General features: G+C 56.9%; 1 protein-coding gene. It reads left to right on the top strand.

Going from position 1 to position 360, the window contains the following annotated elements; all coding sequences use genetic code 11:
- Positions 1-140: 140 nt before the first annotated feature.
- Positions 141-360, top strand: a 220-nt coding sequence (locus OSC30_RS16810; RefSeq protein ID WP_267172998.1) for a hypothetical protein, incomplete at its 3' end; no start/stop codon positions are given.

The following is a 360-nucleotide window of genomic DNA, read 5'->3' as shown; positions in this document are numbered from 1 at the left end:
CGAGCGTGTCGGTGGCCCCTAACAATGCGTTCAAGCCGAAATTGCATCGCTACGCCGTCCATATGGCAAAAAGAGCTTGCCATATGGCCAGCTACGCGCTGCAATTCGGCTTAACTTGAGCGTTAGCTCTAATGGGAACCATGTCTCCGGAAAAAGAAGCCGAGTACGCGGAGCTGAGCGCGTTTGTGGACGCATGGGCTACTGACGTTCTCGGAATCGAGCGCACTTCCGAAATGCATCCGTCGAACGTTCTTGTCCGCATAGCCGCCGCGGATGGCAAGTCGAAGGCCCTAACAGGGCTACGACAGGCCGCCAACGATGCCGTTGAGTCCCTTCAGGACCTTACCGTGGCCCAAGTAG

This window comes from Frateuria hangzhouensis, from assembly GCF_026410505.1.
Classification (GTDB): domain Bacteria; phylum Pseudomonadota; class Gammaproteobacteria; order Xanthomonadales; family Rhodanobacteraceae; genus Frateuria_A; species Frateuria_A hangzhouensis.
This window is presented reverse-complemented; position numbering and strand designations above follow the sequence as displayed.